This is a genomic window from Streptomyces sp. NPDC058051 (assembly GCF_042885475.1).
Lineage (GTDB): Bacteria > Actinomycetota > Actinomycetes > Streptomycetales > Streptomycetaceae > Streptomyces.
In genome coordinates this window covers 267323-292704 of the sequence record NZ_JBHVRW010000005.1, presented here as the reverse complement: position 1 = coordinate 292704, position 25382 = coordinate 267323, and the positions used below count along the sequence as shown (strand labels likewise).

19 protein-coding genes, 2 tRNA genes and 1 pseudogene are annotated in these 25382 nt (G+C 69.0%); 2 read left to right on the top strand and 20 right to left on the bottom strand.

Annotation, left to right across the window (positions count from 1 at the left end):
* From ACFVUT_RS11275 to ACFVUT_RS11210, 14 genes and pseudogenes are all read right to left on the bottom strand, one after another.
* Window positions 1-495, bottom strand: a pseudogene (locus ACFVUT_RS11275) (ribonuclease E/G); the annotation flags it as partial.
* A gap of 232 nt (window positions 496-727) precedes the next feature.
* Window positions 728-1510, bottom strand: a complete 783-nt coding sequence (locus tag ACFVUT_RS11270) for a TIGR03936 family radical SAM-associated protein (RefSeq protein ID WP_389645453.1) — start codon at window positions 1508-1510, stop codon at window positions 728-730.
* A gap of 122 nt (window positions 1511-1632) precedes the next feature.
* Entirely contained in the window at window positions 1633-2856 is a 1224-nt protein-coding gene (locus ACFVUT_RS11265) for a hypothetical protein (RefSeq protein WP_389645451.1), read from the bottom strand.
* A 95-nt stretch (window positions 2857-2951) separates the two neighbouring features.
* A complete protein-coding gene (locus ACFVUT_RS11260) occupies window positions 2952-4883 on the bottom strand; it encodes a TIGR03960 family B12-binding radical SAM protein (protein ID WP_389645450.1) in 1932 nt (643 codons plus the stop codon).
* 50 nt (window positions 4884-4933) lie between these two features.
* Window positions 4934-6460, bottom strand: a complete 1527-nt coding sequence (locus tag ACFVUT_RS11255; RefSeq protein WP_389645448.1) for a CHAD domain-containing protein — start codon at window positions 6458-6460, stop codon at window positions 4934-4936.
* Window positions 6461-6511: 51 nt separating this feature from the next.
* Window positions 6512-7702, bottom strand: coding sequence for a rod shape-determining protein RodA (gene rodA / locus ACFVUT_RS11250; RefSeq protein WP_389645446.1), 1191 nt, complete (start codon window positions 7700-7702; stop codon window positions 6512-6514).
* Entirely contained in the window at window positions 7702-9867 is a 2166-nt protein-coding gene (mrdA, locus tag ACFVUT_RS11245; protein ID WP_389645445.1) for a penicillin-binding protein 2, read from the bottom strand. Before mrdA ends, rodA begins: the two co-directional genes overlap by 1 nt.
* 61 nt (window positions 9868-9928) lie before the next feature.
* Window positions 9929-10591 carry a rod shape-determining protein MreD gene (mreD, locus tag ACFVUT_RS11240; protein WP_389645444.1) on the bottom strand — a complete coding sequence of 221 codons (663 nt, stop codon included), beginning with the start codon at window positions 10589-10591 and terminating at the stop codon, window positions 9929-9931.
* Between the two features lie 11 nt (window positions 10592-10602).
* Window positions 10603-11655, bottom strand: a complete 1053-nt coding sequence (gene mreC, locus ACFVUT_RS11235; RefSeq protein ID WP_389645442.1) for a rod shape-determining protein MreC — start codon at window positions 11653-11655, stop codon at window positions 10603-10605.
* A 166-nt stretch (window positions 11656-11821) separates the two neighbouring features.
* Window positions 11822-12841 carry a rod shape-determining protein gene (locus ACFVUT_RS11230; RefSeq protein ID WP_389645439.1) on the bottom strand — a complete coding sequence of 340 codons (1020 nt, stop codon included), beginning with the start codon at window positions 12839-12841 and terminating at the stop codon, window positions 11822-11824.
* Between the two features lie 291 nt (window positions 12842-13132).
* Window positions 13133-13546, bottom strand: coding sequence for a nucleoside-diphosphate kinase (gene ndk / locus ACFVUT_RS11225; protein WP_389645436.1), 414 nt, complete (start codon window positions 13544-13546; stop codon window positions 13133-13135).
* A gap of 96 nt (window positions 13547-13642) precedes the next feature.
* Window positions 13643-14002, bottom strand: coding sequence for a DUF4233 domain-containing protein (locus tag ACFVUT_RS11220; RefSeq protein WP_389645433.1), 360 nt, complete (start codon window positions 14000-14002; stop codon window positions 13643-13645).
* 5 nt (window positions 14003-14007) lie between these two features.
* On the bottom strand, window positions 14008-15531 hold the full coding sequence (locus ACFVUT_RS11215) for a bifunctional folylpolyglutamate synthase/dihydrofolate synthase (protein WP_389645430.1): 1524 nt from the start codon (window positions 15529-15531) through the stop codon (window positions 14008-14010).
* A gap of 133 nt (window positions 15532-15664) precedes the next feature.
* Window positions 15665-18286 carry a valine--tRNA ligase gene (locus ACFVUT_RS11210; protein ID WP_389645427.1) on the bottom strand — a complete coding sequence of 874 codons (2622 nt, stop codon included), beginning with the start codon at window positions 18284-18286 and terminating at the stop codon, window positions 15665-15667.
* Window positions 18287-18426: 140 nt separating this feature from the next.
* Here ACFVUT_RS11210 and ACFVUT_RS11205 point away from each other — a divergent pair, with 140 nt between their 5' ends.
* Window positions 18427-19479, top strand: a complete 1053-nt coding sequence (locus tag ACFVUT_RS11205) for a hypothetical protein (protein WP_389645424.1) — start codon at window positions 18427-18429, stop codon at window positions 19477-19479.
* 71 nt (window positions 19480-19550) lie between these two features.
* On the opposite strand, the gene clpX is transcribed toward ACFVUT_RS11205, so the two are convergent.
* From clpX to ACFVUT_RS11180, 5 genes are all read right to left on the bottom strand, one after another.
* On the bottom strand, window positions 19551-20849 hold the full coding sequence (gene clpX, locus ACFVUT_RS11200; RefSeq protein ID WP_114244485.1) for an ATP-dependent Clp protease ATP-binding subunit ClpX: 1299 nt from the start codon (window positions 20847-20849) through the stop codon (window positions 19551-19553).
* 158 nt (window positions 20850-21007) lie between these two features.
* Window positions 21008-21688, bottom strand: coding sequence for an ATP-dependent Clp protease proteolytic subunit (locus ACFVUT_RS11195; protein ID WP_389645421.1), 681 nt, complete (start codon window positions 21686-21688; stop codon window positions 21008-21010).
* Window positions 21689-21768: 80 nt separating this feature from the next.
* Window positions 21769-22374 carry an ATP-dependent Clp protease proteolytic subunit gene (locus ACFVUT_RS11190; protein ID WP_389645767.1) on the bottom strand — a complete coding sequence of 202 codons (606 nt, stop codon included), beginning with the start codon at window positions 22372-22374 and terminating at the stop codon, window positions 21769-21771.
* Window positions 22375-22641: 267 nt separating this feature from the next.
* Window positions 22642-23988, bottom strand: a complete 1347-nt coding sequence (tig, locus tag ACFVUT_RS11185) for a trigger factor (RefSeq protein WP_389645418.1) — start codon at window positions 23986-23988, stop codon at window positions 22642-22644.
* A 190-nt stretch (window positions 23989-24178) separates the two neighbouring features.
* Window positions 24179-24255 (bottom strand) — tRNA-Pro (locus ACFVUT_RS11180).
* 168 nt (window positions 24256-24423) lie between these two features.
* Here ACFVUT_RS11180 and ACFVUT_RS11175 point away from each other — a divergent pair.
* Window positions 24424-24497, top strand: a tRNA-Gly gene (locus ACFVUT_RS11175).
* 216 nt (window positions 24498-24713) lie between these two features.
* Here ACFVUT_RS11175 and ACFVUT_RS11170 read toward each other — a convergent pair.
* Window positions 24714-24908: a hypothetical protein gene (locus ACFVUT_RS11170; protein ID WP_389645415.1), complete on the bottom strand. Its 195-nt coding sequence runs from the start codon at window positions 24906-24908 to the stop codon at window positions 24714-24716.
* Window positions 24909-25382: the final 474 nt, after the last annotated feature.

Genomic DNA, 25382 nt, shown 5'->3' with positions numbered 1-25382 from the left:
AGGCTCGGCCACCTCGACCGGCTCCACGACCTCAACCACCTCGGCAGCCTGCGGCGCACCCACCGGAGCGGTCGCCTTACGCACCGCACGACGACGCGCACGCGCAGGCGCAGCCACCTCAGGCTCAACCTCGGACACAGCCTCGGACACCGCCTGAGGCTCGGCCACCTCGACCGGCTCCACGACCTCAACCACCTCGGCAGCCTGCGGCGCACCCACCGGAGCGGTCGCCTTACGCACCGCACGACGACGCGTACGCGCAGGCGCAGCAGCTTGCGCCTCCGGTGCGCTGTCGACAGCGGTGTCGGTGGCGTTCTCGGACACTACGGCGTCAACGGCCCGTATGGCCGGAGCGGCGGCGGACTGTCCTTCCGCCGTGGGCGGGCCGGCCGGCCGGGATGCGGCGCGGCGCCTGCGGCGCGGCGGCAGCTTGTCTCCGGGGGCGTTGTTCTCTTCGACGTTCCCGGTCGTGCCGGGTTCGTTGGACTGGGGCATGCGGGCGGTTCTCCCGTCAGGCTCCCGGGCGCCGCGTCTGGTTCCGGTCCGGCACGGTCCGCGTGATGTACGCGGGACCGCCGTCCGGGGCGCGGGCGCCGCACGGGAACTCAATGTCTGGCTCGCCGGTTCCGTACGTGATGTGCGTACGGCCTGGCGAAAGTCTTATGGGTCATCGCGCGGCCCGACCCAGGTGGCTCCCGAGTCTCAGGACTGCGCTGCAACGACCGCCTTACGCGGAACCTGCACCTTCCGGCGCCGTCGCGACGGCGGTCCCGGTGGCTGTGGATGGAGCGGCCGGGGCTGCCTCGCGGTCGGGCGCGAGCGGGTCGGTCACCGTGCCGGACTCCTCGTCGAAGAGCCCCTGCGCCAGCCTGGTCACCGCTGCGGGGACCGGCGGCGCCAGGTCGGCCACAACGCGGAGACCGGACAGGACGTCGTCAGGTCGCACGGCAGGTGTCACGTGCCGAACAACCAGCCGCAGTATCGCACAGGGCTTGTCCTCGGGCCTATCAGGCTGTGGATCAAGAGCCTCCAGGTCGATCACGGCGGCGCGGGCGTCGAAGGTCCGCATACCGTTCTTCGCCCGGCGCTCGACCTCGACGGTCGAAGCCCCGTTGAAGGCGGCCACGGCCTTGGCGGCCTCCTCGGTGGAGACCCCGTCGAGGCGCAGTTCCCAGACGGAGGCGGTCAGCCGGTCCGCGAGACCCGAGGTGCGGGCCTCCACGGCGTCGACGATGTCGAGACCGTCCGGAAGCGATGCGTCGAGCAGCTCACGGAGTACGGCGGGATCCCGGAACTCGGCGAGAGCGATCTCCAGGAACTCGGCCTCGCTGCCCGTGCCGGTGGGTGCGGCATTGGCGTACGACACCTTCGGGTGCGGTGTGAAGCCCGCCGAGTAGGCCATGGGCACTTCGGAGCGGCGCAGTGCCCGCTCGAAGGCACGCTGGAAGTCACGGTGGCTGGTGAACCGGAGGCGGCCGCGCTTGGTGTAGCGCAGTCGGATGCGCTGCACCGCCGGTGCGGGCGGCGGGCCTTCGGGCTGTCGCTTGCCCAGTGGTTCTTCTCCTCGGTGCGGGACGGACGCGGTGGCACGCCGCCCTCGAAATGCGGGTGGCCCGGGGTGTCCGGTCCGGCTCACCCCCGCTCGGCGGCTTTCTCTCCGAGCGGGGAGATCTCTGGTTCGGGCGCCGCGCTGGGCACAGTCGTTGTACTACCCAGAGTACGCGCAAGGGGGCTCCCCGGTTTCCCGGGCTCCGGCTCCCCGGGCCCGCCGACCAGTGCCCGCCACACGTCACGGCGCGCACGGGCCGCGGTCTCGCGGGCCGTGCGCAGCACTGCCCCTGCCGTACGCCCCGCTTCGGCAACGGCCCTCCTGACGGGGTTCCAGACGGCGTCCCGTACGAAATGACCGACCGGGGTGCACACCGTGCGGTAGGCCCAGGCCACCGGAGCTCCGACGAGATGCCACGCCAGCCGGGCAAGACCGCGGCCGACGGCCCGCGAGATGTATCCGGCGATACGCCAGGCGACGCCGATCGCGGCGACGATCTCGCGTCCGACCGGGGCGAGAACCCGCCGGTACAGCCGGCCGCCGGGGGCCACGAGCAGCATCCTGACCAGCCAACCGACGGCCGCTCCCAGCCCCCGCGCGGCTGCGACGACCCCGCTCGCCACGACGTCGGCCAGCCACACGATGCCGCGGCCGAGCGGCGTGAGCAGTGCCCGGTACGTCCAGGCCAGCGGCGCCACGACGAGGTGCTTCATCAGCCGGCCGACGGCGAGCGCGAGCGGCACCAGGACATACCGCCACACCCCGACCACCGGCCACACGAAGACAGCGGTGAGCACCCACCCGACGCCGGCGACGATGCCCCGTCCGGCAGGGGTGAGCAGCGTGCGGTACACCCACCGCAGCCCGTGCCCGACCGGAGTGAGCGCCCACGTGTAGAGCCACACCATCGGCACCACGAGCCCGTACCGCACCACCGGCACCAGCACATACCGCCACAGCGCGACCCAGGGCCACACGAAGACGGCCGCGCCCAGCCACTGCAGACCCGTCCCGACCGCGGCGGTCACCCACCGCAGCCCGTGCCCGACCGGAGTGAGCACCGCCCCGTACAACCAGACCGCGGGTTTCGTGACCACCGTCGCGAACAGCCAGGACAGACCCCGGCCCAGAGGGCGCAGCAGGACGCGGTCGACGGCCCGGGCTCCCACGACCAGGGCGTCCCAGACGATGCGCACGGGCAGGACGACCACCAGCACCACGATCCGTACCGGAATCCTGATGAGCGTGGTCAGACAGCCCTCGCCGGCTCCGTAGTGCGCCGGGGCCTGGTGCTTGTCGTAGTCCATGTCGTGCAGGACGCGAAGACCCGGTCGGGAGTTTCCCCGACCGGGCCTTCGTCACCGAGCTGTCACCAGGGCGGGGGGAACGGCGTCGCCGCGGATCACGGCTGCTTCACGACGGACAGCGGCAGCAACTTCTTGCCGGTCGGGCCGATCTGGATACTGGTGTCCATCTGAGGACACACCCCGCAGTCGAAGCACGGCGTCCAGCGGCAGTCCTCGACCTCGGTCTCGTCGAGCGAGTCCTGCCAGTCCTCCCAGAGCCAGTCCTTGTCGAGGCCGGAGTCCAGGTGGTCCCAGGGCAGGACCTCCTCGTAGGTCCGCTCGCGGGTGGTGTACCAGTCGACGTCCACGCCGTAGCCGGGCAGCGTCTTCTTGGCGGCGCTCATCCAGCGGTCGTAGCTGAAGTACTCGCGCCAGCCGTCGAAGCGGCCACCGGACTCGTAGACCGCGCGGATGACGGAGCCGACGCGGCGGTCGCCGCGCGAGAGCAGGCCCTCGACGATGCCGGGCTTGCCGTCGTGGTAGCGGAAGCCGATCGAGCGGCCGTACTTCTTGTCGCCCCGGATCTTGTCGCGGAGCTTGGCCAGCCGGGCGTCGGTCTCCTCGGCGCCGAGCTGCGGGGCCCACTGGAACGGCGTGTGCGGCTTGGGCACGAAGCCGCCGATGGAGACGGTGCAGCGGATGTCGTTCTGGCCGGAGACCTCGCGGCCCTTGGCGATCACGTTGACCGCCATGTCACCGATCTGGAGGACGTCCTCGTCGGTCTCCGTGGGCAGGCCGCACATGAAGTACAGCTTCACCTGGCGCCAGCCGTTGCCGTACGCGGTGGCGACGGTGCGGATGAGGTCCTCTTCCGAGACCATCTTGTTGATGACCTTGCGCATGCGCTCGGAGCCGCCCTCGGGGGCGAAGGTGAGGCCCGAGCGGCGGCCGTTGCGGGTCAGTTCGTTGGCCAGGTCCACGTTGAACGCGTCGACGCGGGTCGAGGGCAGCGAGAGGCCGATCTTGTCGTCGGTGTAGCGGTCGGCGAGGCCCTTGGCGATCTCGCCGATCTCGGTGTGGTCCGCGGAGGACAGCGAGAGCAGGCCGACCTCTTCGAAGCCGGTCGCCTTGAGGCCCTTGTCGACCATGTCGCCGATGCCGGTGATGCTTCGCTCCCGCACGGGGCGCGTGATCATGCCGGCCTGGCAGAAACGGCAGCCGCGGGTGCAGCCGCGGAAGATCTCGACGGACATCCGCTCGTGGACGGTCTCGGCGAGGGGGACGAGGGGCTGCTTGGGGTACGGCCACTCGTCGAGGTCCATCACGGTGTGCTTGGACACCCGCCACGGCACGCCCGACTTGTTGGGTACGACCCGGCCGATGCGCCCGTCCGGGAGGTATTCGACGTCGTAGAAGCGGGGGACGTAGACGCCGCCGGTCTTCGCGAGACGGAACAGCACCTCCTCGCGACCCCCCGGACGGCCCTCGGCCTTCCAGGCGCGGACGATCTCGGTGATCTCCAGGACGGCCTGCTCACCGTCGCCGATGACCGCGCAGTCGATGAACTCGGCGATCGGCTCCGGGTTGAACGCGGCGTGTCCGCCGGCCAGCACGATCGGGTCGTCGACCGTGCGGTCCCCGGCGTCCAGCGGGATGCCCGCGAGGTCCAGGGCCGTGAGCATGTTGGTGTAGCCGAGCTCGGTCGAGAAGCTCAGCCCGAAGACGTCGAACGCCTTGACCGGTCGGTGGCTGTCCACGGTGAACTGCGGGACGCGGTGCTCGCGCATCAGTTCTTCGAGGTCCGGCCACACGCTGTAGGTGCGCTCGGCGAGGACGCCCTGGCGTTCGTTGAGCACCTCGTAGAGGATCATGACGCCCTGGTTGGGGAGTCCGACCTCGTAGGCGTCCGGGTACATCAGCGCCCAGCGGACGTCGCATTCGTCCCACGGCTTGACGGTGGAGTTCAGCTCACCGCCGACGTACTGGATGGGCTTCTGCACATGCGGGAGCAGAGCTTCGAGCTGTGGGAAGACCGAATCGACAGACATCGCGCACTTTCGAGAGCCGGCAAGGGTGACCATCAAGCGTACCCCGCCGCTCAGCCTCTCAGCGCAGCCGTCAGACGTGGCCCCGACGCCCGCTTCCAGACGTGCGGCAGCTCCCGTTCCCGGTCGGCGGCGGCCGCTTCCTCCCGCCCGTACAGCAGTCCCCAGGTGAACGTCGGCTCGCCCGCCGCGTGTGCCTGGACGGCCAGGGCGCGCAGGGCGTCACGGGCCACCACGCTGTCCTGGTGGTCGCCGAGGAGGCTCTGCACGGCCTTCATCCGTTCGGCGATCCGCTTGGCCGGCTTCCCGAGCGCGGGCCGGGCCGCCTCCGCCGCGTAGCGGGCGCGTTTGGCGGCCTTGCGGGCGTCGTGCAGGGCGAGGTCCCTGGCGTGGCCGGGCGGGAGGTCCAGGGCGTGGCCGACGCGGGTCGCGAGGCGTTCGTAGTCCTTCAGCACGGCGCGGGGCAGTGCCCGTTCGGGGGTGTGGGAGGCGGCGGGCAGCAGCGGCGGGGCGGCGAGCAGGGTGTCGAGGCTCTCCAGGAGTGCCAGGTACCGCTTTCCGTCGAGTACGGCGACGGTCCGGCGCCGGGATCCGCCGCTGCGGGCCACCGACCAGATCCTGAGCCTGCCGCGGACGGGGCCGAGGAGCAGGGTGCGGGGCAGCTCGTCGAGGCCGGACCGCAGCCGGGCGCCGAGGACCTCCTGGTCGCGGTCGACGCCGAGTTCGGCCGCCAGCCACTTCAGCTCGTCGCCGACCGGATCGGTGACGTTCCGGTCGAGGACCTTCCGGTACGTCCGCAGCGCGCTGCGCAGGCGGCGGGTGGCGACGCGCATCTGGTGCACGGAGTCGGGGAGGTCGCGGCGTACGGCGGGGTCGAGGGCGACGATCGCCTCGGTCTGGCGGCGGAGGTACGCGAGGACGTGGTCGCCCGCGGTGGGGTGGGGGGTCTCCTCCCCCTCGTCCCGCTTCCGCTGCCCCTCCGGTGCGGTCTCGGCGAGCGCCCTGGCCAGCTTGGACGGCAGGGCGGAGGGGAGGACGCCGGCTTTGCGCAGCAGGCGTTCGACGGCGTCGAGGAGGGCGGGGTCGCCGTCGTCGGCGAGTTCGACCTCGATCTCGGTCCAGCCGGCCGTGCCCCCGGTGCCCGTGAGCCGGTCGGCCCGCACCGTGTCGACACTGGCCTCGGCGAGCAGCGCGCCGTCGGCGTCGAGCAGGTGGTGGACGTCACGGGTGGTGCGCAGCCGTACGACGGGGACGAGTTCGCTCCTTCGGACCCGGGAGCGGAGCAGTCCTGCGAGGGAGCGCGGGAGTGTGTCGGAGAGCGGTTCCCGCAGTTCGTCCCGGATGCCGGAGGCGACCGGGAATTTGAGGTGCCAGCCCGCGTCGCCGCCTCCGGTGCGGCGGCGCAGGGTGAGGGCGTCCGCCGCGAGCCGGAGGTCTGCGGTGTCGTAGTAGACGGCGTCCAGTTCGTCGGTGCCCCGGTGGTCGACGGCTGCGACACCGGCCGCCCGGCCGAGGTCGGGGAGCCGGGTCTCCGCGGTGGCTTCGTACTTCCGCTCGATCTCACGCTTCGAGTCCGCCATGAACCGAATCTAGACGTGTTGCGCCCGGATGGGCAGTGCTCTCGACCTGGATCAGGCGCTTATCGGGCGCTGCACCCTGATCGACTGGAGCAGTCCGACGGCGACCCAGACGGCGAACATCGAGGATCCTCCGTACGAGACGAACGGCAGGGGAAGCCCGGCGACCGGCATGATGCCGAGGGTCATCCCGATGTTCTCGAACGCCTGGAAGGCGAACCACGCGATGATCCCGGCGGCGACGATCGTGCCGTACAGCTCGGTCGTCTCGCGGGCGATCCGGCAGGCGCGCCACAGGACGATGCCGAGGAGGACGAGGATCAGCCCGGCGCCGACGAAGCCGAGCTCCTCGCCCGCGACGGTGAAGACGAAGTCGGTCTGCTGCTCGGGGACGAACTGGCCGGTGGTCTGCGTGCCCTGGAAGAGGCCGGTTCCGGTGAGGCCGCCGGAGCCGATCGCGATGCGTGCCTGGTTGGTGTTGTAGCCGACGCCCGCCGGGTCGAGTGCGGGGTTGGCGAAGGCGGCGAAGCGGGCGATCTGGTACTCGTCGAGGAGACCGAGCTGCCAGATGGCGACGGCGCCCGCCGTGCCCGCGCCGAGGAGGCCGAAGATCCAGCGGTTGGAGGCGCCGGAGGCGAGGAGCACACCGAGCACGATGACGACCATGACCATCACGGAGCCGAGGTCCGGCATGCCCATGACGACGGCCATCGGGACGGCGGCCAGAGCGAGGGCCTTGGCGACGGTGCGGTGGTCGGGGTGGAGCTGGTCCCCCGCGTCGACGCGCTCGGCCAGCAGCATCGCCATGACCAGAATGATGGTGATCTTGGTGAACTCGGACGGCTGGAGCGAGAAGCCGCCGCCGATGATGATCCAGGCGTGCGCGCCGTTGACGGTGGCGCCGAGCGGTGTGAGGACCGCCAGCACGAGGAGCACGGAGATGCCGTAGAGGATCGGGACGGCGCCGCGCAGCGTGCGGTGGCCGAGCCAGAGCGTGCCGACCATCAGGGCGAAGCCGATGCCGGTGTTGAGGGCGTGCCGGAACAGGAAGTAGTACGGGTCTCCGTGGGTGAGCGAGTCACGGCCGCGGGTGGCCGAGTAGACCAGCAGCGAGCCGATGAAGGAGAGCGCGATCGCGGCCCAGAGCATCGGCCAGTCGAGTTTGCGCATGACGGAGTCGCGGGCGACGAGTTTGCCCCAGGCGGAGCGTTCGGGGGCGTACCGCGAGACGGAGAAGCCTGCCATCAGTCACGCCTCCCGAGCACCGCTGCGAGGGTCTGCTCCTGCGGCGTCTTCTGCGAGTCCGGGTCGTACGGCTTGATCTGCGGGGCGTCGATCGAGCCGTCGTGCTGGATCTTCGGCAGGGACTTCTGCGGGGTGGGCAGCAGTGCCTTCTTGAGGTCCTGCTTGCCGGAGTCGTCGAGTCCGTAGAGCGCGTCGTAGATGTTGCGCACGGCGGGCCCGGAGGCGCCGGAGCCCGTACCACCCTGGGAGATCGTCATGACGATCGAGTAGTCCTTGGTGTACGTGGCGAACCACGACGTCGTCTGCTTGCCGTAGACCTCGGCGGTACCCGTCTTGGCGTGCATGGGGATCTTGTCCTGCGGCCAGCCGCCGAATCGCCAGGCGGCCGAACCGCGGGTCGCGACTCCGGCGAGGGCGCCGTCGATCTGGTTGCGGGTCTTGCGCGAGAAGGGCAGCTTCCCGTGCGACGTGGGCTTGATCTCCTGGACGGTCTTTCCGTCGCCGCTGACGATCGCCTTGCCGACGGTGGGGTCGTAGAGCGTGCCGCCGTTGGAGATCGCGGCGTAGATGGTCGCCATCTGGATCGGGGTGACGAGGGTGTCGCCCTGGCCGATCGAGTAGTTGACGGAGTCACCGGCGCGCATCTTGTTGCCTTCGAGGCAGTTCTCGTACGCGATCTTCTCGACGTACGAGCCGTCCTTCTTGCCCTGCTTGCACCAGGCGTCCTTGTTCGCCTTGTAGAAGTCCTGCTTCCACTTGCGGTCGGGAACGCGGCCGCTGACCTCGTTGGGGAGGTCGATGCCGGTCTCCTTGCCGAGGCCGAACTGGTGGGCGGTCTTGTAGAACCAGTCCTTGGCGTTCTTCTTCGGGCTCATGCCGCCGTCCTTCAGCCACTCCTTGTGCGCGATGCCGTAGTAGACGGTGTCGCAGGAGACTTCGAGGGCCCGGCCGATGGTGATGTCTCCGTAGCCCTGCGACTCGAAGTTCTTGAAGGTCTGGCCGCCGACGTTGTACGAGCTGGGGCAGGGGTAGTGGCCGTCGAAGGCGTAGCCGGCGTTGACCGCCGCGGTCGAGGAGATGACCTTGAAGATCGAGCCGGGGGCGGCCTGTCCCTGGATGGCCCGGTTCAGCAGCGGGAAGTTGGACTTCTTGCCGGTGAGTTTGGCGTAGTCCTTGGCGGAGATGCCGCCGACCCAGGCGTTGGGGTCGTAGTTGGGCAGTGAGGCCATCGCGACGACGCGGCCGGTCTTGGCCTCCATGACGACGACGGCGCCGGAGTCGGCCTTGTAGTTCTCGCCGGTGTTCTTGTCGAACGACTGGCGGGCGACCTTCATGGCCTCGTTGAGTTCGTACTCGGCAACGGCCTGGACCCGGGCGTCTATGGACGTGACGACGCTGGAGCCGGGCTCCGCCTCGTCGTTCTTCGCCTGGCCGATGACGCGGCCGAGGTTGTCGACCTCGTAGCGGGTGACCCCGGCCTTGCCGCGCAGTTCCTTGTCGTAGGTGCGTTCCAGGCCGGAGCGGCCGACCTGGTCGGAGCGCAGGTACGGCGAGTCGGTGTCCTGGGCCTTGGTGATCTCTTCGTCGGTGACGGGCGAGAGGTAGCCGAGGACCTGGGCGGTGTTGGCCTTGCCGGGTGCCGGGTAGCGCCGTACGGCGGTGGGCTCGGCGGTGATGCCGGGGAAGTCCTCGGCGCGTTCGCGGATCTGGAGGGCCTGCTGGGTGGTGGCCTCGTCGGTGACCGGGATCGGCTGGTAGGGCGAACCGTTCCAGCAGGGCTGCGGCGTCTTCGCGTCGCAGAGCCGGACCTTGTCGAGGACCTCCTGGGGCTCCATGTCGAGGACGCCGGCGAGCCGGGTCAGTACGCCCTTGCCGTCGTCCTCCATCTTCAACAGCTCGGTGCGGCTGGCGGAGACGACGAGGCGGGTCTCGTTGTCGGCGAGGGGCACGCCGCGCGCGTCGAGGATCGAGCCGCGGACGGCGGGCTGGACGACCTGCTGGACGTGGTTGTTCTTCGCCTCGTCGCTGTACTCCTGGCCGTTGCGGATCTGGAGGTACCACAGGCGTCCGCCGAGCGTGAGCAGCAGGGAGAAGACGAGGACCTGGATGACGACGAGACGGATCTGGACCCGCTGGGTGCGGCCGGTCTCGGGGATGTTGCTCACGGGGCGCCCCCGGTGGTGGTCGGGCCGGAGGTACGCGAGGTGTCCCCGCTGGGGTACCGCGTCACAGTCGCTTGACTCCCTTGATCCGTCCGGCGCGTGCCGCCCGGTTGCGGGCGGCCTTGATGCGCAGTCCGCCGCGCTGGCTGCCGATCCGCAGTCCGGTGCCGGAGGCCAGCCAGCCGGCGGCGACGTCGCCGCCGCCGGACGACTCGGCGAGCGGATCGTTCACCGTGCGTCTGGCGATCGCCATGATGAGGGGCACCACGAACGGCGCGAGGAGCAGGTCGTAGACGGCCGCGGTGAACAGCAGGCTGCCGAGGCCCACATGACGGGCCGCCGTGTCCCCGACGAGTGCGCCGACGAGTGCGTACAGCAGCGTCGAGCCGATCGCCGCGCCGACGACCGCGACCATCGGGACGAAGGCCGACTTGAGCTGCCCGTTCTCGGGCTTGACCAGTCCGGCGAGGTAGCCGATGACGCAGAGGACCAGCGCGTAGCGTCCGGCGGCATGGTCGGCGGGCGGTGCCAGGTCGGCGAGGAGGCCGGCGCCGAAGCCGATGAAGGCGCCGCTGACATGCCCGTACACGAAGGCGAGTCCGAGGACGACGAGGAGCAGCAGATCGGGCACGGCGCCGGGGAGTTGGAGGCGGGCGAGCACGGAGACCTGGACGACGAGGGCGAACACGACCAGGACGACGGAGAGCAGAGTCCGGTTCAAGCGCATGGGGATCAGCTCTACCTCTGCTCGTCTACCGCGTTGTCGACGCCCGGTGAAGCGTTCGGACTGTCGTTCGGGTTCGGGCTGTTGCTGGGGTCGGGACTCTCGTGGATGTTCCCGACGACGTTGCCCTCGGTGTCGACGATGTCGCCGTTGGGCGAGATCGTGACGGTGACGGTCGGGGTGGGCTTGGGCTTGGCGGGCTTGGTGGGTGCCTTCGGCAGGACCAGGTCGCGGGGGTCCTCGCGGGGGGCCTGGACGACGACGCCGACGATGTCGAGCTTGGTGAACCCGACGAACGGGCGGACGTAGACCGTACGGGTCAGGCCGCCGCCGGACGGGTCGACGCGGACGACCTCGCCGACCGGGACGCCGGGCACGAACGGCTTGTTCTTGCTGGAGCCGAAGGTGACGAGGCGGTCCCCCTTGTTCACCTTGGCCTTGCCGTTGAGGAACTGGACGGACAGCGGCTGGGTTCCCTGGCCCGTGGCGAAGCCCAGCTCGTCGGTCTTCTCCATACGGGTGCCGACGGTGAAGTCGGGGTCGTTGGCGAGGAGCACCGTGGCGGTGTCCGGGCCGACGGTGGTGATCCGGCCGACGAGACCGTCGCCGTTGATGACGGTCATGTCGCGCTTGATGCCGTCGTCGGAGCCCGCGTCGATCGTGACCGTCCAGGAGAAGCCCTGGGCCGCTCCTATGGCGATGACCTCGGCGGCCTTGATGCCGTACTGTCCGGCGGCCGACTTCTTCAGCATCTTGTCGAGTTCGCGGACCCGGTTGCGGTTCTGGTCGTCGCTGCCGAGCTTCGTCTTGAGCGCGGCGTTCTGCTGCTCCAGTTGCGCGATGCGGTTGTGCCGTGTGCCGGAGTCGCGTACCGCCCCTATGGCGTTGCCCACCGGGTCGACGGCCGTCGCCACTCCGTTCTCGACCGGCCCGAAGACCGTGGCGGCGGCCCGCCGGGCACCGTCCACGGGTGACTCCTCACCGCCGCGGATGTCCACCGTGATCAATGCGAACGCGATGGCGATCAGCAGCACCAGGAGCAGCCGGCTCTCTCGTGTGTCCCTCACGTGCGGCGGCCGTGCCTTCCTCGTCGGAATGTTCGTGCCTGTATATCAACGTTCGGCCGTACGCAGCGGCAGTGGTCCGCGCGGCAGACCGCATGTCGCGTACGTCCGCGAGCCGTGCCGTGGACGCCCACGAGCCGTGCCGTGGACGTCTGCGGGGCCGGGCCTGCTACCTGCGGGGCTGGGCGTCCAGCACCTGCTGGAGCGCCTCGAACTCCTCGACGCACTTGCCGGATCCGAGCGCCACCGAGTCCAGCGGGTCCTCGGCGATGTGGATCGGCATGCCGGTCTCGCGGCGCAGCCGCTCGTCCAGTCCGCGCAGCAGCGCGCCGCCGCCGGTCAGGACGATGCCGCGGTCCATGACGTCACCGGACAGCTCGGGCGGGCACTTGTCGAGCGTGGTCTTCACGGCGTCGACGATCGCGTTGACCGGCTCCTCGATGGCCTTGCGGACCTCGGCGGCCGAGATGACCACGGTCTTGGGCAGTCCCGAGACCAGGTCACGACCGCGGATCTCGGTGTGCTCCTCCTTGTCCATGTCGTACGCCGAACCGATCGTGATCTTGATCTGTTCGGCGGTGCGCTCACCCAGGAGGAGCGAGTACTCCTTCTTGATGTGCTGGATGATCGCGTTGTCCAGCTCGTCACCGGCGACCCGGATCGACTGGGCAGTGACGATTCCGCCGAGCGAGATGACCGCGACCTCGGTGGTGCCGCCGCCGATGTCGACGACCATGTTGCCGGTGGCCTCGTGGACCGGCAGCCCGGAGCCGATGGCCGCCGCCATGGGCTCCTCGATGATGTGCACCTGGCGCGCGCCGGCCTGCGTCGACGCCTCGATGACGGCACGTCGCTCGACTCCGGTGATGCCGGAGGGCACGCAGACGACGACCCGCGGGCGGGCCAGGTAGCGGCGCTTGTGGATCTTCAGGATGAAGTAGCGGAGCATGCGCTCCGTGATCTCGAAGTCGGCGATGACGCCGTCCTTCAGGGGCCGCACGGCAACGATGTTGCCCGGCGTGCGCCCGATCATCTTCTTGGCCTCGGACCCGACCGCCAGGATTCCGCCGGTGTTGGTGTTGATGGCCACGACGGACGGCTCGTTCAGAACGATGCCGCGCCCCCTGACGTACACCAGCGTGTTGGCAGTCCCGAGGTCGATAGCCATGTCACGGCCGATGAACGACATTGAGTTCCCCTTGTTCCCCATGAGGATGCGTCGGGCCTTCCGAGAAAGCGATGATGGCTTGTTCTGGTCGGCGAGGTGAGCGCGGCGGGTGTGGAAGATTCCATCGTAGTGCCGTGAGCACGGCCACCGCGCGAGGGGCCTTCGCCGGTGTGGGCGGAACGGGTGGCCGTCCCACTCATGGTGACGTTACGTCGGAGTGATGCGTTCCCGCGATCCACGACCCTATGCCGAAGGGCGACCGAATTAATTCGGTCGCCCCAGGTCATCAGCGGCTGAACGGCTGATCCGAGGTCAGGAGAGCCCCGGGAAGAAAAGCTTCAGTTCGCGCTCCGCGGACTCCTCGGAGTCCGACGCGTGGATGAGGTTCTCCCGGGTGATCGTGCCGAAGTCACCACGGATCGAGCCGGGCGCGGCGGCGATCGGGTCGGTGGGGCCGGTCAGTGTACGGACGCCCTCGATGACCCGCTCGCCCTCGGCGACCAGCGCCACGATCGGGCCGGACTGCATGAACTCGACGAGCGGCTCGTAGAACGGACGCCCGACGTGCTCCGCGTAGTGCTGCTCCAGCGTGGCGCGGTCGAGGGTGCGCAGCTCCATTGCGGTGATCCGCCAGCCGGCCTTGCGCTCGATCCGCCCGACGATCTCGCCGACGAGTCCGCGCCGGACGGCGTCGGGCTTGAGGAGGACGAGGGTGCGCTGGGTCATGGTGTGCGGCTCCTTGCAGGCAAGCGGGTGCGGTGAGGCGAGGCTACAGGGGTACGGTGACGGGCCCGCGGCCGGGTTTGGCCCCGGGGCACCGGATCAGCCACCGGCGGGGCTGTCGGCCGCCTCCTGTGCGGTCGCCCAGCGGGCCTTCGCCTCGTCGATCTTGCGGCCGTAGTGCACCGAGGCCCACCACAGTGCGCCGAAGACCACGCCGAGGATGAACATCATGGGGACGAAGAAGCCGCTGAGCACCAGGGCGATCTGCAGCACCCAGCCGAGCTGCACCCCGCCCGGGCGGCTGATCATCCCGCAGAGCAGCACGGACAGCAGCATGCCGATGCCGCAGACCGTCCAGACCGTGGCGTTCGTCAGGTCGTCGGACTTCATCGCGACGAGTCCGGCGAAGCCGATCACGAAGAACTCGCCGATCAGTGTCGATGCACAGAGCGTACGCACGTCGGTCAGTGCCTTCCCAGGAGCAGTCGGGCCTCGCCGACCGTGATCACGGAACCGGTCACCAGGACTCCGGCTCCCGCGTACTCGTCCTCTTCCTCGGCGAGGGTGATCGCCGCCTCCAGCGCGTCGTCGAGGCGTGGTTCGACCTGGACGCGCTCGTCGCCGAAGACCTCGACGGCGACGGCGGCCAGCGCGTCGGCGTCCATCGCGCGGCTGCTGGAGTTCTGGGTGATGACGACCTCGGCGAAGATCGGCTCGAAGGCTTCGAGGAGCCCCTTGACGTCCTTGTCGCCGCTGGCGCCGACGACCCCGATCAGCCGGGAGAAGCCGAACGCCTCGGAGAGCCCGTCGGCGGTGGCACGGGCGCCCGCCGGGTTGTGGGCCGCGTCCAGGACGACGGTCGGGCTGGAGCGGACGACTTCGAGGCGGCCCGGCGAGATCACCGAGGCGAAGGCCCGGCGGACCGTCTCCGCGTCGAGCGCCCCGGGCTGCTCGGCACCGATCCCGAAGAACGCCTCCACGGCGCAGAGCGCCACCGCCGCGTTGTGCGCCTGGTGGGCGCCGTACAGCGGGAGGAAGACCTCCTCGTACTCGCCGCCGAGTCCGCGCAGCGTCAGCAGCTGCCCGCCGACGGCGATCTCGCGGGAGACGACGCCGAACTCCATGCCCTCGCGGGCGACCGTCGCATCGACCTCGACGGCCTTCTTCAGCATCACCTGCGCGGCGTCGACCGGCTGCTGCGCGAGGATGACCGTGGCGCCCCGCTTGATGATCCCGGCCTTCTCACCCGCGATCTCGGCCGGCGTATTGCCCAGCCGGTCGGTGTGGTCCAGCGAGATGGGGGTGACGACGGCGACGGAGGAGTCGATGACGTTCGTCGCGTCCCAGGTGCCGCCCATGCCGACCTCGACGACGGCGACATCGACCGGCGCGTCGGCGAAGGCCGCGTACGCCATGCCCGTCAGCACCTCGAAGAAGGAGAGCCGGTACGGCTGCTGGGCGTCGACCATCTCCACGTACGGCTTGATGTCCTGGTACGTCTCGATGAACCGCTCGGGATCCATCGGGGATCCGTCCAGACTGATCCGCTCGGTGATCGACTGGACGTGCGGCGAGGTGTAGCGGCCGGTACGCAGATCGAAGGCGCCGAGCAGGGCCTCGATCATGCGGGCCGTGCTCGTCTTGCCGTTGGTCCCGGTGATGTGGATCGAGGGGTACGCGCGCTGCGGCTCGCCGAGCACGTCCATCAGCGCGGCGATGCGCGTGACGGAGGGCTCCAGCTTGGTCTCGCCCCAGCGACCGGCGAGCTCCTGCTCCACCGCCCGCAGTGCCTTGTCCACCTCGGGGTCGGCGGGGCGGGCGGGGACGTCCTGACCCTGCGGCGGTCCGGAACGGGCGCGCAGCGTACGGCTCCCGGCCTCGATCACCGCCAGGTCGGGATCGCGCTGGGTCGCTTCGTCGACGATCTCCGCGAAGGTCTCGTCGGGATCGGAGGCGTCGTGCGGGTCGGAAGGGCGGGGCTCACTCACGGGGCCAGTCTACGGATGGGCGCGGACATCGCGCGCAGCGCCCGGTGGTGCGGGGGGCCGGGCCCGGCCGTACGCGGACGGCGAAGCCCCCGCACGGCCTGCTGAGGGCGTGCGGGGGCTTCGTCCCGGGTGGTCAGCCCTGCGGCAGATTCGCCAGCTGGGCGGTGATCCGCTCGATGTCCGCCTCGGCCTTGGCGAGCCGGCCGCGGATCTTGTCGACCACGTTGTCCGGGGCCTTGCCGAGGAACGCCTCGTTGGAGAGCTTGCCGACCGCCTGCGCCTTCTCCTTCTCGGCGGCGCCCAGGTCCTTCGTCAGGCGCTTGCGCTCGGCCTCGACGTTGATCGTGCCGGACAGGTCGAGGGCGACCGTGGCCCCGGCGACCGGCAGGGTGGCGGTCGCCTGGAAGCCGTCACCGGCGGGCTGCAGGCGCAGCAGCTGGCGGATGGCGGCCTCGTGCGGGGCGAGCGCGGTGCCGGTCAGGGTGAGCTGGGCCGGGACCTTCTGGCCGGGCTGCAGGCCCTGGTCGGAGCGGAACCGGCGGACCTCGGTGACGACCTGCTGGACGAGTTCGATCTCTCGCTCGGCCGCGTCGTCGCGGAACCCGGAGTCGCTCGGCCAGTCGGCGATGACGACGGACTCCCGGCCGGTGAGCGCGGTCCAGAGCGTCTCCGTGACGAACGGGACGACCGGGTGCAGCAGTCGCAGCATGACGTCGAGGACCTCACCGAGGACCCGGCCCGAGACCTCGGCCGGCTTGCCGCCCGCGAAGAACGTGGTCTTGGACAGTTCGACGTACCAGTCGAAGACCTCGTCCCAGGCGAAGTGCCGCAGTGCCTCGCTGAGCTTGGAGAACTGGAAGTCGTCGTAGTACGCGTCGACTTCGGCGACGGTCTTGCCCAGGCGGGAGAGGATCCAGCGGTCGGTCACCGACATCTCGTCGGCGGACGGCAGTTCGCCCTCGATCGTCGCGCCGTTCATCAGGGCGAAGCGGGTGGCGTTCCAGATCTTGTTGGCGAACTTGGCGGAACCCTGGACCCACTCCTCGCCGATCGGGACGTCGGTGCCGGGGTTGGCACCGCGCGCCAGGGTGAAGCGCAGCGCGTCGGAGCCGTACTTGTCCATCCAGTCCAGCGGGTTGACGACGTTGCCGAACGACTTCGACATCTTCTTGCCGAACTCGTCACGGACCATGCCGTGCAGGACGATGGTCTTGAAGGGCGGGACGCCGTCGTTGACGTAGAGGCCGAACATCATCATCCGGGCGACCCAGAAGAAGAGGATGTCGTAGCCGGTGACCAGGACGGAGTTCGGATAGAACTTCGCGAGGCTGTCGGTCCGCTCGGGCCAGCCGAGGGTGGAGAACGGCCACAGCCCGGAGGAGAACCAGGTGTCCAGGACGTCAGTGTCCTGCGTCCAGCCCTCGCCGGTGGGGATCTCGTCGTCCGGTCCGACGCAGACGACCTCGCCGTTCGGGCCGTACCAGACGGGGATGCGGTGGCCCCACCAGAGCTGGCGCGAGATCGTCCAGTCGTGGAGGTTGTCGACCCAGTCGAAGTACCGCTTCTCCATCTCCTGCGGGTGGATCGTGACGCTGCCGTCGCGGACGGCGTCACCGGCCGCCTTGGCGAGCGGCGCGACCTTGACCCACCACTGGAGCGACAGCCGGGGCTCGATGGTGGTCTTGCAGCGCGAGCAGTGGCCGACGGAGTGGAGGTACGGGCGCTTCTCGGTGACGATCCTGCCCTCGGCGCGCAGTGCGCCGACGATGGCGGAGCGGGCCTCCAGACGGTCCAGGCCCTCGAAGGGGCCGGGGACGGTGATGACGGCGCGCTCGTCCATGACCGTGAGGAACGGCAGGTCGTGACGCTTGCCGATCTCGAAGTCGTTCGGGTCGTGGGCGGGGGTCACCTTGACGGCGCCGGTGCCGAACTCCGGGTCGACGTGGTGGTCCGCGACGACGGGGATCGTGCGGTCGGTCAGCGGCAGCTTGATCTGCCTGCCGACGAGGTGCCGGTAGCGCTCGTCGTCGGGGTGGACGGCGACCGCGGTGTCACCGAGCATCGTCTCGGCGCGGGTCGTGGCGACGACGATCGTGTCGTCACCGTCCCCGTACGTCATGGAGACGAGCTCGCCGTCGTCGTCCTGGTACTCGACCTCGATGTCGGAGATCGCGGTCAGACAGCGCGGGCACCAGTTGATGATGCGCTCGGCGCGGTAGATCAGGCCGTCGTCGTACATCTGCTTGAAGACGGTCTGGACGGCGGTGGACAGGCCCTCGTCCATGGTGAAGCGCTCACGGGACCAGGCGACGCCCTCGCCGAGCCGGCGCATCTGGCCGGAGATCTGGCCGCCGGACTCGTTCTTCCACTTCCAGACGCGTTCGACGAACGCCTCACGGCCCAGGTCGTGGCGGGACTTGCCCTCCTTGGCCAGCTCACGCTCGACGACGTTCTGGGTGGCGATGCCGGCGTGGTCCATCCCGGGCTGGTACAGCGCCTCGAAACCCTGCATGCGCTTGCGGCGGACGAGGGCGTCGATCAGCGTGTGCTCGAAGGCATGCCCCAGGTGCAGGCTGCCCGTGACGTTCGGCGGCGGAATGACGATGGAGTACGGCGGCTTGTCGCTGTGCTCGTCGGCTTCGAAGTAACCACGTTCTACCCAGCGCTCATACAGCTTCCCCTCTACCTCGGCCGGTGTGTACTGGGTCGGCAGTTCGGGGTTGCTGGCTGGCGTCTGCTGAGTGTTCTCGGTCACGGGGGACAGTTTAGAGCCGTCGCGGTCGTGCATTGAAACGGGATTGTTCAGTAACGGTGTGCCTCCCGGCGCCCCACGACGGCGGACCTTCCGTCAAAATGTTCGAAACGCATAAGCATCACGAACAGGGGACACCGCTCATGAGCTACAACCAGCCGGGCCCGTACGGCGGCCAGCCTCCGCAGGGTCAGCCCGGCCCGTACGGCGGCCAGCCGCCTCAGGGGCAGCCGGGCCCGTACGGCGGTCAGCCTCCGCAGGGTCAGCCGGGCCCCTACGGCCAGCAGCCCGGACCGTACGGCGGCCAGCCTCCGCAGGGCCAGCCGGGTTACGGGTACCCGCAGCAGGCTCCCCCAGGTGTCCCGCCGCAGCAGCCGGGCTACGGCTACCCGCCGGCCCAGCAGCCGGGCCCGTACGGCCAGCAGCCGCCCACGCCCCCGTACGGTGGCCCGCAGTACGGCGGCCAGCCGCCGTACCCCCCGGCCCAGCCGAAGAAGAAGACGGGCCTGATCATCGGTGGCGTGGTCGTGGCGCTGGCGGTCATCGCGGGCGGGGTGTACTTCCTGACGTCGGGCGGCGGCGCGAGCAACAGTGATGTGGCGGACTCCACCAAGGGCTACAAGCTGACGCCGGCCGCGTCGGTGGGCGAGTACAAGAAGGAGTCGTCGGGTTCGACTGCGTCGGCGCCGTTGACCGGTGAGAGCAAGACGAAGGCCGAGGGCATGGGGATCAAGGATCCTCAGCAGACGGTGGCGCAGTACAGCATGGGTGACCAGAAGAACCAGCTGAGCGTCAAGGGCCTCACGCTCCAGGGCATTTGGGGTGACGTCACCGACCCGGCGAAGGTCATCGACAGTTCGTTCGCGAACAAAGAGAACGAAATGAAGCAGGAGAAAGACACCACAGGCATGGAGTACTCCCTCGTCGGCAGCCCGAAGGCGGTGACCCCGTCCGGGTTCGAGGGAGCGCTGATGAAGTGCCAGGACATCAAGGTGACCAACAGCAAGGGTGACGGAACCGCCCAGAACGGACCCAAGGAGTTCACCATCCCCACATGCGTCTGGGCCGACTACAGCACGGTCGGCGTGGTGAGCGGTGTCGACGTCGCGCTCTCCATGGCCGGCAAGGGCATGTCCCAGGACGATGTGGCCGCGCTGGCCGCCAAGCTCTACAACACCTCCCGCACCAAGGTCTGATCACGGCAACACCGAAGGGGCGCCCGCCAGTTCACCTGGCCGGGCGCCCCTTCGGTCTGTTCCGGGGACGGCTACGCGGACTTCTCGTGCCGTCCGTCGTCACCCTTGCCGATCGTCCGCGGCTCGCGCGGGACCAGGGTCGGGTTGACGTTGTTGCGGACCACGTCGGCCGTGATGACGACGCGGGCGACGTCCTTGCGGGACGGCACCTCGTACATCACGGACTGGAGGACCTCTTCCATGATGGCCCGCAGGCCACGCGCGCCGGTGCCGCGCAGGATCGCCTGGTCGGCGATGGCCTCCAGGGCCGGGCGGTCGAAGTCCAGCTCGACACCGTCGAGTTCGAACAGCCGCTGATACTGCTTCACCAGCGCGTTGCGCGGCTCGACGAGGATCTGCAGCAGCGCCTCGCGGTCCAGGTTGTGCACCGAGGTGAGGACGGGCAGCCGGCCGATGAACTCCGGGATCATCCCGAACTTCACCAGGTCCTCCGGCATGACCTCCTGGAACTGGTCACTCGCCTCGATCTCCCGCTTGGAGCGGATCGTGGCGCCGAAGCCGATGCCCTTGGCACCCGCGCGCGACTCGATGATCCTCTCCAGGCCGGAGAAGGCGCCGCCCACGATGAACAGCACGTTCGTCGTGTCGATCTGGATGAACTCCTGGTGCGGGTGCTTCCGGCCGCCCTGCGGCGGTACGGAGGCGGTGGTGCCCTCCAGGATCTTCAGCAGGGCCTGCTGGACGCCCTCGCCGGAGACATCGCGGGTGATCGACGGGTTCTCGCTCTTGCGGGCGACCTTGTCGATCTCGTCGATGTAGATGATCCCGGTCTCGGCCTTCTTGACGTCGTAGTCCGCGGCCTGGATCAGCTTCAGCAGGATGTTCTCGACGTCCTCGCCGACATAGCCGGCCTCCGTCAGCGCCGTCGCGTCGGCGATGGCGAACGGGACGTTGAGCATGCGGGCCAGGGTCTGCGCGAGGAGCGTCTTGCCGGAGCCCGTGGGGCCCAGCAGCAGGATGTTGGACTTGGCCAGCTCGATGGCGTCGTCCCGGCCCTGCGCGCCGCCGTTCTCGCCGGCCTGGACGCGCTTGTAGTGGTTGTACACAGCGACCGAGAGGGCCTTCTTCGCGGGCTCCTGCCCGACGACGTACCCCTCAAGGAACTCGTAGATCTCGCGCGGCTTGGGGAGTTCCTCCCACCGCACCTCGGAGGTCTCCGCGAGCTCCTCCTCGATGATCTCGTTGCAGAGATCGATGCACTCGTCGCAGATGTACACACCGGGTCCCGCGATGAGCTTCTTCACCTGCTTCTGGCTCTTTCCGCAGAACGAGCACTTGAGCAGATCGCCGCCATCACCGATGCGTGCCACGAGGTGCTTCCCCTTCGCCTGGGAGCAGCTTTGGTTCAGCGGCTCCTGGTGCCTCTATCCGACGGTACCTTGCCTTGCCCCCCGTTCGGGCCCCCCTTGGCGCGGTTCACACCGCCGATGCGGTGCGAACCGGCCGCGCCAAGGGGTGAAGACCGACGTCAGACGGCCGTGGCCGCCTGCTTGCGGGTCGACACGATCTGGTCGATGAGACCGTAGGCGAGGGCGTCCTCGGCGGTCAGAATCTTGTCACGCTCGATGTCGTCGCGGATCTTGTCCAGCGGCGTGGTGGAGTGCTTGGCCAGCATCTCCTCCAGCTGGGTACGCATCCGCAGGATCTCGTTGGCCGCGATCTCCAGGTCGGAGAGCTGCTCGCGGCCCGTCTGCGAGGACGGCTGGTGGATCAGCACACGGGCGTTGGGCAGCGCCAGCCGCTTGCCGGGCGTACCCGCGGCGAGCAGCACGGCCGCGGCGGAGGCCGCCTGGCCCATGCAGACCGTCTGGATGTCCGGCTTCACGAACTGCATCGTGTCGTAGATCGCGGTGAGCGCCGTGAACGAGCCGCCGGGGCTGTTGATGTAGATCGAGATGTCGCGGTCCGGGTCCATCGACTCCAGGCACAGCAGCTGCGCCATGACGTCGTTGGCCGAGGCGTCGTCGATCTGCACGCCGAGGAAGATCACGCGCTCTTCGAAGAGCTTCGCGTACGGGTCGTACTCACGCACGCCCTGCGAGGTGCGCTCCACGAAGCGCGGCACGATGTAGCGGTTGTCCACCTGCGGGCCCGTGTAGAGGCCGCTCGCGGAGGCGCCGGGGAAGTTGTTCATGTGGGTGTTCACCATCCTGGTGGCGTTCTGTGGCTGGGTTTCTCGGCGTACGAGAGGTGCGCGGGGCGGTGGAGCCGGATCCGGTGGTGACCGGATCAGGCGCCGGTGCCGCCGCCGCCCGGAACGCCCGACGCGATCGAGATGATCTCGTCGATGAGGCCGTACTCCTTGGCCTCCTCCGCGGTGTACCAGCGGTCGCGGTCGCCGTCGCGGATGATCGTCTCGACCGTCTGGCCGGAGTGGCGGGCGGTGATCTCAGCCATGCGCCGCTTGGTGCGCAGCAGGTACTGGGCCTGGATCTTGATGTCCGAGGCCGTACCGCCGATGCCGGCCGAACCCTGGTGCATGAGGATGTCGGTGTTCGGGAGCGCGAAGCGCTTGCCCGCGGTGCCGCCGGTGAGCAGGAACTGGCCCATCGAGGCCGCCATGCCCATACCGATGGTGACCACGTCGTTCGGGATGTACTGCATGGTGTCGTAGACCGCCATGCCTGCCGTCACCGAACCGCCGGGGCTGTTGATGTAGAGGTAGATGTCCTTCTCCGGCTCAGCGGCGAGGAGAAGCAGCTGCGCCGTGATCTTGTTGGCGATCTCATCGTCGACCTGCTGACCGAGGAAGATGATGCGCTCGCCGAGCAGCCGGCTGTAGACCTGGTCACCGAGGCCTCCACCGAGGGACGGCTCTCCGGCGGCGTAGGGCATCAGATTCGTCACGTATCCACCTGCTCGTCTCTGACGGCTCCGGCCGTCTCAGCGTCTTCGTACCGGGTGGGGCGGGGGCTCCCCTGCCCTTCCTATTCATGGACCCTAACGCGCAGGTGGGACAACGCCATCCCGCTTCCGCAACTGTTCGCTGGGAGCGCAAGCTCCGCAGTCCGCACAAGGGTTGTGGGGCACCGTGCGCCGTACGACGACGGGCTCCGGACGCGGGGAGCGTCCGGAGCCCGTCGTACGGGTTCAGCGCGAGGCTCAGGCCTCGGTCTTCTCGTCGATGGCCTCTTCCTCGTCGTCCTCCAGGTCGACGATCTCACCCTTGGTGTCGACGACCTTGGCGGCCTCGACGACCACGGCCAGCGCCTTGCCGCGGGCGACCTCGCCGACGAGCATCGGCACCTGGCCGCCCTCGACGACGGCCTGGGCGAACTGGTCGGGGCTCATGCCGGAGGAAGCAGCGCGCCGCATGAGGTGCTCGGTGAGCTCCTCCTGGTTGACGTTCAGCTTCTCCTTGTTGACGATCTCGTCCAGCAGGAACTGGGTCTTGATGCCCTTGGTCGCCTGCTCGGAGGTCTCGGCCTCGAACTCCTCGACCGTCTTGCCCTGGATCTCCAGGTACTTGTCGAGGGTCAGACCCATCTGACCGAGCTGGTGGTGCTCCAGGTTGTGCTTGCGGGTCTGGACCTCGTCCGCGAGCAGCTTCTCCGGGATCGGGATCTCGGCCAGCTTCAGCAGCTCGTCGAGCACGCGCTCCTGGGCCTGGGTGGCCTGGTCGTACTGCTTGGTGCTCTCCAGGCGCTTGCGGCTGTCGGCCTTCAGCTCGTCGAGGGTGTCGAACTCGCTCGCCATCTGGGCGAAGTCGTCGTCCAGCTCGGGGAGCTCGCGGGCGGCGACGGCGGTGACCTTGACGGTGACCTCTGCCTCCTTGCCCTCGGCCGAGCCGCCCTTCAGCTCGGAGGTGAAGGTGGCCTCGCCACCCGCCTCCAGGCCGGTGACGGCGGCGTCGATGCCGTCGAGGAGCTCACCGGAACCGATGGTGTACGAGACACCGTCGGCCACGCCGTCCTCCAGGACCTCGCCGTCGACCTTGGCCTCCAGGTCGATCGTCACGACGTCGCCCTCGGCGGCGGCGCGCTCGACCGGGTTGGTGGAGGCGAAGCGCTCGCGCAGCTGCTCCACGGCCTTCTCGATGTCCTCGTCGCTGACTTCGAGGGCGTCGACGGTGACCTCGATGCCGGAGTAGTCCGGGATCTCGATCTCGGGGCGTACGTCAACCTCGGCGGTGAAGGCCAGCAGCTCGCCGTCCTTCAGCTCGGTGATGTCGACCTCGGGCTGGCCGAGGACGTTGAGCTCACCCTCGTTGACAGCCTCGGTGTAGAACTTCGGGAGGGCGTCGTTGACGGCCTCCTCCAGCACCGCACCGCGGCCGAACCGCTGGTCGATGATCCGGGCAGGGATCTTGCCCTTGCGGAAGCCCTTCACCGTGACCTGCTGGTTGATCTTCTTGTACGCCGCGTCGAGGCTGTCCTTGAGCTCCTCGAAGGGCACCTCGACAGTGAGCCGAACCCGGGTCGGGTTCAGGGTCTCCACGGCGCTCTTCACGGTTCGGTCTCCTTGGTGGCTGACTTCTTGGGGTTCTGCTCCGCCGCCCCGGAGGCGGCTTCGCGGACCGAGCCCGGTACATCAGACACACGGGCACGCATTTTGCATAGTAACGGCAAGGAGACGCACTCCCACAATGCGCTCCCGCAGGCGGTCTGCGATCTTGCTTGCGGGCTTTCGGTCCTGCCGGTGGTCGGGGTGGCCGGATTCGAACCGACGACCTTCCGCTCCCAAAGCGGACGCGCTACCAAGCTGCGCCACACCCCGTCGGTGCGACACGTAGGGTACATGCAGAGAGGCAGTGCATCCGCCGCTTTGCGCGGGCGGCACCGCACGCGACAGTCGGACGATCGCCACGCGGTGTGCGGGCAACGCCCACGACCCGCTACGATGCTTCTCGTTGCCGCCGGTCCCCGGACCAGCGGTGCGGTGCTTGCGGGCGTAGCTCAATGGTAGAGCCCTAGTCTTCCAAACTAGCTACGCGGGTTCGATTCCCGTCGCCCGCTCCACGCTGGGCCCGGCCCGACGAATTCCTCGTCGGGCCGGGCCTTTCGCGTTGCGGCCGGGGCGCGTCGAGGCACGGATCGCCATTCCCGGAATCACGGAATCACGGCATCCCGAAGCACGGATCGCGGTCGTCGACGCGCGCTCGCGGAGTCATCGCGGTGCGTCGACGCGCGCTCGCGGATCGGGAGCGCCGAAGCCCGGATCGGGGCGCGGCCGGGTCAGAAGCTGATCTGGTTGATGGTCTCGGCTATCGAGTCCATGAACCTGTTGATCGACGGCGCCAGGCCGGTCGATGCGAGGAAGAAGCCGAAGAGCACCGCGACGATCGCGGGCCCGGGCTTGATGGAGCCGCCTCGGATCAGGACCACCAGGATGATCGCCAACAGAAGCACCACAGACAGTGAAATGGCCACGACTGATCACACCTTTGGTCGGTCCGCCTTGCCGGCCCGGAGGCGTGCGGCCGAGCACCCCTCCGTTCCACCCATCGTGCCACCAACTCCCCCCTTGTCGCTGCCAGGTGACGGATCGAACGGGCGGGATCGCGCCATCCTTGCGCCCCCCTGTGCGCCTGGGGGCGCACGGCTGCACACGAGAGGTGGCACGGAATATCGCCGGGACGCCACGCACCTGTGAGTCGCTTGTGAATCGAATAATCACAACAGCGAGGCGACGCAACGGTTTCCATACCCGCACACTTCATTCACATGGAATTCCACGACATGGTGCGATGAAATTCACTCACCTCGACAGCCTGCCGCTATGCCCTATTTAAGGTGGATGAATCGGGGCATAGCGGGCGGTTTTCGGCGGTTTCGCTTTTGATTGGACGCGGACACGCAATATCCGAGGACGGTTTTACGAATTGCAATCGGGGCGTCTAAGGT